At 52.8% G+C, this 231-nt stretch carries 1 protein-coding gene; it reads right to left on the minus strand.

Annotated features, from left to right (window positions below; translation table 11 throughout):
• Positions 1-231 (minus strand): nucleoside-diphosphate sugar epimerase/dehydratase (locus G9F48_RS19600; RefSeq protein WP_446697984.1); only part of this gene is annotated, 231 nt, incomplete at both ends.

Raw genomic sequence — 231 nt, forward strand, 5'->3', positions numbered from 1 at the left:
CGTCTGAAGCTCATGGGTGCAAAGAGACGGAATGGCGATGATAATATGGTGAATTCTCAGCCTCTGCACCGCCGGCATAATGCTTTCTTTTCCGCCGATGACGGGCAGGCCCATGATTTCGAGCTTATGCTTCGTCTGATCATCATCAATAAAAGCTACAGGCATGATTCCGAGATCGTTTTTCTGGGTAAGCTGACGGACGAGCAGCGTCCCCCCCGCACCTGCGCCGAT

It is taken from the genome of Bacillus sp. EKM420B (assembly GCF_011065565.1).
Lineage (GTDB): Bacteria > Bacillota > Bacilli > Bacillales > Bacillaceae > Bacillus > Bacillus velezensis.